This window comes from Pseudomonas sp. EGD-AK9 (assembly GCF_000465935.2).
GTDB lineage: Bacteria > Pseudomonadota > Gammaproteobacteria > Pseudomonadales > Pseudomonadaceae > Aquipseudomonas.
The window spans coordinates 1-6,289 of record NZ_AVOF01000198.1 but is presented as its reverse complement, the minus strand read 5'-3'; the positions used below and the strand labels follow the sequence as shown (position 1 = coordinate 6,289).

Genomic DNA, 6,289 nt, shown 5'->3' with positions numbered 1-6,289 from the left:
GCCTGGCCGGCGATTTCATCCGCCACTGCCTGCCGGGGCGCGGCATCTGGCTGAGCGACCCGACCTGGCCGATCCACGAAACCCTGTTCGCCGAGGCCGGGCTCAGAGTCGGCCACTACCCCTACGTCGGCGCCGACAACCGCCTGGACGTGGAGGCGATGATCGCGGCGCTGGCCCAGCTGCCCAAGGGCGACGTGGTGCTGCTGCACGCCTGCTGCCACAACCCCACCGGCTTCGACCTCGGCCCGCGCGACTTCAAGCGCGTGCTGGAGGTGGTCAAGGCGCGCGAGCTGCTGCCGCTGATCGACTTCGCCTACCAGGGCTTCGGCGACGGCCTGGAGCAGGATGCCTGGGCGGTGCGCCTGTTCGCCGCCGAGCTGCCGGAGCTGCTGATCACCAGCTCCTGCTCGAAGAACTTCGGCCTGTACCGCGAACGCACCGGCGCGCTGCTCGTCTGCGCTGGCGATGCCGGCAAGCTCGTCGATATCCGCAGCCAGCTGGCCTATCTCGCCCGCAACCTGTGGTCGACGCCGCCGGCCCACGGCGCCGCGGTGGTCGCCGAGATTCTCGGCGACACCGAACTCCGGAGCCTGTGGCAGGACGAACTGGAAGCCATGCGCCTGCGCGTCGCCAGCCTGCGCCGCGGCCTGGTCGAGGCCCTGGTGCCGCACGGGTTGAGCGAGCGCTTCGCGCATATCGCCGAGCAGCGCGGCATGTTCTCCTACACCGGCCTGACGCCCGTGCAGGTGCAGCGCCTGCGCGAGGAATTCAGCGTCTATATGGTCGGCAGCGGGCGCGCCAACGTCGCCGGGCTGGATGCCGGCCGCCTGGAGCAGTTGGCCAGCGCCATCGCGCGGGTCTGCGCTTAGAGCCTGTTCAGTCCGCCTTGCGCCGCGCCTCGGCCAGGCGCGCGGCCAGGGCGTCCAGTTCGGGCACGGCAGCGTCGGGCAGCTGGCGCAGCACCGCCTGGGTCAGTTTCAGCTGGCGAATGAAACGCCGGCAGCGCACGCACATGGCCAGGTGCGCACGCACCGCCAGGCGCTGGCGCAGGCTCAGCTGGCCGTCGAGAAAATCGCTGGACTGGGCCACCAGTTCCTTGCAGTTCAGCATTGCCCGGTCTCCTCGAAATGCTCCAGGGTGGCGAAGACTTTCAGGCGCGCACGATGCAGCAGCACGCGGACATTGGAGAGCGAGATGTCGAGAAGATTACAGATCGCCTCCAGCTCCAGGCCCTGACGCTCGCGCAGCACCAGCACGCTGGCCTGCAGTTCGGACAAGCTGGCCAGGGTCTTGTCCAGGCACTCGCGCAGCTCGCGCTCGGTCAGCAGGGCCTCGGGGCTGTCCTGGTGCCAGGCATGCGGCGCCAGCAGCCAGTGGCCGTCGTCGGAGAAACGCTCCTCGCCGACGCTGCCGTGCGGGCCCGGCAGGTCGTCGAGCAGCACCTCGCGCCGATTGTGCTTGAGGCGGGTCTTGGCGGTATTGGCGGTGATGGTCAGCAGCCAGGTCTTCAGGCTGGCACGACCCTGGAAGCCCTCCAGGCTGCGCACCACGGCGAGCCAGGCGTCCTGCACCACCTCGTCGGCATGGCGACTGCCGACTATGGCGTAGGCCACCGCACGCATCGCCCCCTGGTAGGTGGCGACCAGCTCGCGGTAGGCCTGCTGCTCGCCGGCCAGTAGACGCTCCAGCAGATCGCCGTCCGTCATGGCTCTCCCCGAGGGTGCGCCGCGCGCACCGCAGCCCTGTTGGCAGGATCAGCGCTTGCGCAGGATCACGCTGCCGATGGAATAACCGGCGCCGAACGAGCTGAGCACGCCGAGGCTGCCGCTGGCCAGGTCGTCCTGATGCTTGTGCAGGGCGATCACTGAACCGGCCGAGCTGGTGTTGGCGTAGGTGTCGAGGATCACCGGCGCCTCGTGGGGCTCGGCGTCGCGGCCGAGCAGCTTGCGCGCGATCAGCAGGTTCATGTTGAGGTTGGCCTGGTGCAGCCAGAAGCGCTTGACGTCGCCGACGTTGAGCTGGTTTTCCGCCAGGTGCGCGGCGATCAGCTCGGCGACCATCGGGCAGACGTCCTTGAACACCTTGCGGCCTTCCTGGACGAACAGCTTGTCGCGGGCACCCACGCCCTCTTCCGCGGCGCGGTTGAGGAAGCCGAAGTTGTTGCGGATGTTGTTGGAAAACTGGGTCAGCAGCTTGGTGCCGAGGATGTCCCACTGATACGGGGAGGTGGCTAGGTCGGCCCGCTCGATGATCACCGCGGTGGCGGCGTCGCCGAAGATGAAGTGGCTGTCGCGGTCGCGGAAATTCAGGTGGCCGGTGCAGATTTCCGGGTTGACCATCAGGATGGCCCGCGCCTGGCCGGTCTGCACCGCGTTGGTGGCGGCCTGGATGCCGAAGGTGGCCGAGCTGCAGGCGACGTTCATGTCGTAGCCCCAGCCGTCGATGCCGAGCGCGGCCTGCACTTCGATGGCTACCGCCGGGTAGGCGCGCTGCAGGTTGGAGCAGGCGACTATCACCCCGTCGATATCGGCGACGGTCTTGCCGGCGCGCTCCAGCGCCTGCTTGGCCGCGGCCACGGACATCTCGCAGAGGATGCCCCAGTCTTCGTTGGAACGCTCGGGGATGCGCGGCACCATGCGTTGCGGGTCGAGGATGCCGGCCTTGTCGATGACGAAACGGCTCTTGATCCCGGAGGCCTTCTCGATGAAGGCACTGCTCGACTCGGTCAGCGCCTCGACCTCGCCGCGGGCGATGGCCTCGGCGTTGTCGGCATTGAATTGCTGCACGTAGGCATTGAAGGATGCCACCAGTTCGTCGTTGGAAATGCTGTTGGCCGGGGTGTACAGGCCGGTACCACTGATCACGACGTTATGCACGGTCATTCCTCTTGTTCTCGACCGCAAGCAGCGGCCGGTTATGCGCTGAACCTTGGCCAACAGGGCCAAGTGGTAAAAAGGCTGGCCGAACGCTGCCACGTTCTGCTACTGGCCGCTGAGTTTGCCACAGGCACAGGGCCTTCGTCCGCTCTGCTGACAAGCGTTTAGCGGACAATAGAACGGCTATTGAGGCAAAGATGAGCACAACGGGCCATGGCGCACACAGCGGCGCCAAGCGCGGGGCGCTCACCCGTTTGGGCGATTCGAAATTGTCCGACAATCTATAGGCTGCTGGCACCTCATAACAATAAAAGGTCCCGCCATGCGCCAGTTCCTCTTGCTGCTCGTACTGGGCTTCTCTTCCCTGACCCAGGCCGCCGTCGGCGTCTTCCCCGACAGCACCTTCCAGAACCTCGATCATGGTCTGTACTGGTTCGGCTACGGCGACAGCTGGCAGAAAGCCGTGCCCGGCCAGAGCAATGCCTATTTCAGCAACAGCAAGCCCACCGTCATCTACATCCACGGCTGGCAGAACGGCGCTACCCAGAGGAAGAACCGCGAAACCTTCAACCGCAAGGATGCCGGCGGCCCGGACCTGGACCTGGCCCATGCCTGGCTCGCCGCCGGCTACAACGTCGGCATCCTGTACTGGAACCAGTTCGCCGACGAGGGCGAGGTGAAGGACGCCGAAGCCAAGATCTGGAGCGCCAGCGGCCCGCGCGGCATGCGCTGGCGCAACAGCAGCGGGGTCTACAGCAGCGGTCCGAACAAGTCGGCCGGCGACCTGCTGTTCGATCACTACAAGGCCAACCTGGCCAGCTACAGCGGCAACAACATCCGCCTGCTCGGCCACTCCCTGGGCAACCAGCTGGCCATCGTCCTGACCAAGAAAATCAGCGATGCGGTCAGCGCCGGCAGCCTCAACAGCCGCCTGCTGCCGAAGCGCGTGGCCCTGCTCGACCCCTTCTATTCCAATCAAGCCAAGAGCTGGCTGAACAATCGCTGGGTCGGAGAAGTGTGCCGCAGCTACGTCAGCGAACTGAAAGGCAAGGGGGTGATCTTCGAGGCGTACCGCACCTCGGCGGTGACCAGCACGGTGTTCGTCGGCGACGCCAATACCGGCCTGATGAACATGACCGCGTTCACCGAACTCAAGCCCTGGTACTTCAACGCCACCCAGCAGACTGAAAAGCACAATGCCGCCGTCTGGCACTACCTCTGGTCATTCAGCTTCAACCCACCGCCGATCAGCGGCAGCAGCAACCAGGCCGCCTCGGCGCGCACCGCCGACAGCCGCATCGGCACCTTGATGAACGGCAGCACGAAGCTGGTGCACGACCTCGGCGCCTATACCAAGGAGCCTTCGGACGACAACTTCAAGAGCGTCAACCGCTGAACCCCCGCCCCCTGCCGACAGGCAGGGGGTTGCCTGGAACGCGCGCGATGGCCCGGCGCAGCCACCGCGATGCACATCGGACTTGACCCGGACTGGCGCCAGGCGTCTAGAGTGAAGCTTTGCGCCATCAGGACGCCGGAGCCCACATGAATCTCTCGCTACTCAGCCGCTACGCCTTTTTCGCCTTCTGTGTGCTGTTCACCCTGGCCAGCCTGCCCTTTCTCCAGCACGAATGGCTGTGGCCCTTCACCCTGCTCGCCGCCGTACTCAGCCTGATCGGCATCGGCGACCTGCTGCAGACGCGCCAGGCGGTGCGGCGCAACTACCCGATCCTGGGCAATATCCGCTATCTGGTCGAGGGCATCCGCCCGGAGATCCGCCAATACCTGCTCGAAGGCGACAGCGAGCAGCTGCCGTTTTCCCGCGCGCAGCGCTCGCTGGTCTACGCGCGGGCCAAGAACGAGGGCGCCGACAAGCCCTTCGGCACTTTGAGCGACGTGTACCAGAACGGCTTCGAGTTCATCAGCCACTCCATGCGCCCGGCGCCGCTGAGCGACCCCTGCAGCTTTCGCGTGCCGATCGGCGGGCCGCAGTGCCGCCAGCCGTACAGCGCCTCACTGTTCAACGTCTCGGCGATGAGCTTCGGCTCGCTCAGCGCCAATGCCATCCGCGCGCTGAACCAGGGCGCCAGGCTCGGCAACTTCTACCACGACACCGGCGAAGGCAGCATCAGCCCCTACCACCGCGAGCACGGCGGCGACCTGGTGTGGGAGCTCGGTAGCGGCTACTTCGGCTGCCGCACCGACGACGGCCAGTTCGACCCCGAACGCTTCGCCGCCCAAGCCTGCGATCCGCAGGTGAAGATGATCGAGATCAAGCTCAGCCAGGGCGCCAAGCCCGGCCACGGCGGCATCCTGCCCAAGCACAAGGTCACCGCGGAAATCGCCAGCACCCGCGGTGTGCCCATGGGCCAGGACTGCATCTCGCCGTCGCGCCACAGCGCCTTTGCCACCCCCATCGAGCTGCTGCAGTTCATCGCCAGGCTGCGCGAACTCTCCGGCGGCAAACCGGTGGGGTTCAAGTTCTGCCTGGGCCATCCCTGGGAGTTCATGGCCATCGCCAAGGCCATGCTGGAGACCGGCATCCTGCCCGACTTCATCGTGGTCGACGGCAGGGAAGGCGGCACCGGCGCGGCGCCGCTGGAGTTCACCGATCACCTCGGCGTGCCGCTGCGCGAGGGCCTGCTGTTCGTCCACAACACCCTGGTCGGCTGCAAGCTGCGCGACCAGATCAAGCTCGGCGCCAGCGGCAAGATCGTCAGCGCCTTCGACATCGCCCGGGTGCTGGCCATCGGCGCCGACTGGGCCAACTCGGCGCGCGGCTTCATGTTCGCCATCGGCTGCATCCAGAGCCAGAGCTGCCACACCAACAAGTGCCCGACCGGCGTGGCCACCCAGGACCCGCTGCGTCAGCGCGCCCTGGTGGTCGAAGACAAGGCCCAGCGGGTGCACAACTTCCACCGCAACACGCTCAAGGCGCTGGCCGAGATGCTCGCCGCCGCCGGCCTCGAGCACCCGGCGCAGATCGACGCCAAGCACCTGGTGCAGCGCATGTCCGCCACCGAGATCAAGCTGTTTTCCCAGCAGCACGTGTTCCTCGCCCCCGGCGAGCTGCTCGGCGGGCAGATCGGCGGCGAGTTCTACGAACGCATGTGGCGGATGGCGCGGGCCGACAGCTTCGAGCCGGCGCCGGCCTGAGGCTCAGGCCGGCTGCAAGCGATAGCCTTCGGCGCTGGCGACCACCTCGACATCGGCGACCACCGGCGCCGCGCCGCTGACATGGAATTCGCTGCACAGCTGGCCCAGGTTGCCGGCCAGCTGCTCCAGGCGCTGGCTGTCGTGCGCCACCTCCTGGGCATCGCGCGCGGTGTCGTCGGCGATGCTGCGCACCTGCTGGATCAGCCGCCCCACCTCGCTGGTCGCCGCCAGTTGCTCGCGGGTCGACACGCCGATGGACT

The 6,289-nt window shown here is 66.9% G+C and carries 6 protein-coding genes and 1 pseudogene; 3 read left to right on the top strand and 4 right to left on the bottom strand.

Going from position 1 to position 6,289, the window contains the following annotated elements:
- A partial coding sequence (locus N878_RS10690; RefSeq protein ID WP_021443649.1) for an aromatic amino acid transaminase occupies nt 1–869 on the top strand: 869 nt, incomplete at its 5' end.
- Between the two features lie 7 nt (nt 870–876).
- Here the strand turns inward: N878_RS10690 and N878_RS10685 are convergent.
- Genes N878_RS10685 through N878_RS10675 form a run of 3 tightly spaced genes read right to left on the bottom strand, consistent with a single transcriptional unit; the run spans nt 877 to nt 2,876 of the window.
- The gene (locus N878_RS10685; protein ID WP_021443648.1) at nt 877–1,110 is read right to left on the bottom strand and encodes an anti-sigma factor; all 234 of its coding nucleotides are present in this window, start codon (nt 1,108–1,110) and stop codon (nt 877–879) included.
- On the bottom strand, nt 1,104–1,706 hold the full coding sequence (locus N878_RS10680; RefSeq protein ID WP_021443647.1) for an RNA polymerase sigma factor: 603 nt from the start codon (nt 1,704–1,706) through the stop codon (nt 1,104–1,106). The genes N878_RS10685 and N878_RS10680 overlap by 7 nt, the downstream gene beginning before the upstream one ends.
- A gap of 48 nt (nt 1,707–1,754) precedes the next feature.
- Nucleotides 1,755–2,876 (bottom strand): beta-ketoacyl-ACP synthase III, encoded by a 1,122-nt coding sequence (locus N878_RS10675; RefSeq protein WP_031303016.1) that lies wholly within the window; start codon nt 2,874–2,876, stop codon nt 1,755–1,757.
- 322 nt (nt 2,877–3,198) lie between these two features.
- On the opposite strand from N878_RS10675, the gene N878_RS10670 reads away from it, so the two are divergent.
- Together N878_RS10670 and N878_RS10665 are read left to right on the top strand one after the other, a co-directional pair.
- A complete protein-coding gene (locus N878_RS10670; protein ID WP_021443645.1) occupies nt 3,199–4,272 on the top strand; it encodes a hypothetical protein in 1,074 nt (357 codons plus the stop codon).
- Nucleotides 4,273–4,418: 146 nt separating this feature from the next.
- The gene (locus N878_RS10665; RefSeq protein WP_021443644.1) at nt 4,419–6,029 is read left to right on the top strand and encodes an FMN-binding glutamate synthase family protein; all 1,611 of its coding nucleotides are present in this window, start codon (nt 4,419–4,421) and stop codon (nt 6,027–6,029) included.
- Between the two features lie 3 nt (nt 6,030–6,032).
- Here N878_RS10665 and N878_RS28935 read toward each other — a convergent pair.
- Nucleotides 6,033–6,289: pseudogene (locus N878_RS28935) on the bottom strand (hypothetical protein); the annotation flags it as partial.

What these genes read in the sequence shown, in the direction of transcription:
- N878_RS10685 (WP_021443648.1), bottom strand. Translation starts at nt 1,110, where the DNA reads ATGCTGAACTGCAAGGAACTGGTGGCCCAGTCCAGCGATTTTCTCGAC.
- N878_RS10680 (WP_021443647.1), bottom strand. Translation starts at nt 1,706, where the DNA reads ATGACGGACGGCGATCTGCTGGAGCGTCTACTGGCCGGCGAGCAGCAG.
- N878_RS10670 (WP_021443645.1), top strand. Translation starts at nt 3,199, where the DNA reads ATGCGCCAGTTCCTCTTGCTGCTCGTACTGGGCTTCTCTTCCCTGACC.
- N878_RS10665 (WP_021443644.1), top strand. Translation starts at nt 4,419, where the DNA reads ATGAATCTCTCGCTACTCAGCCGCTACGCCTTTTTCGCCTTCTGTGTG.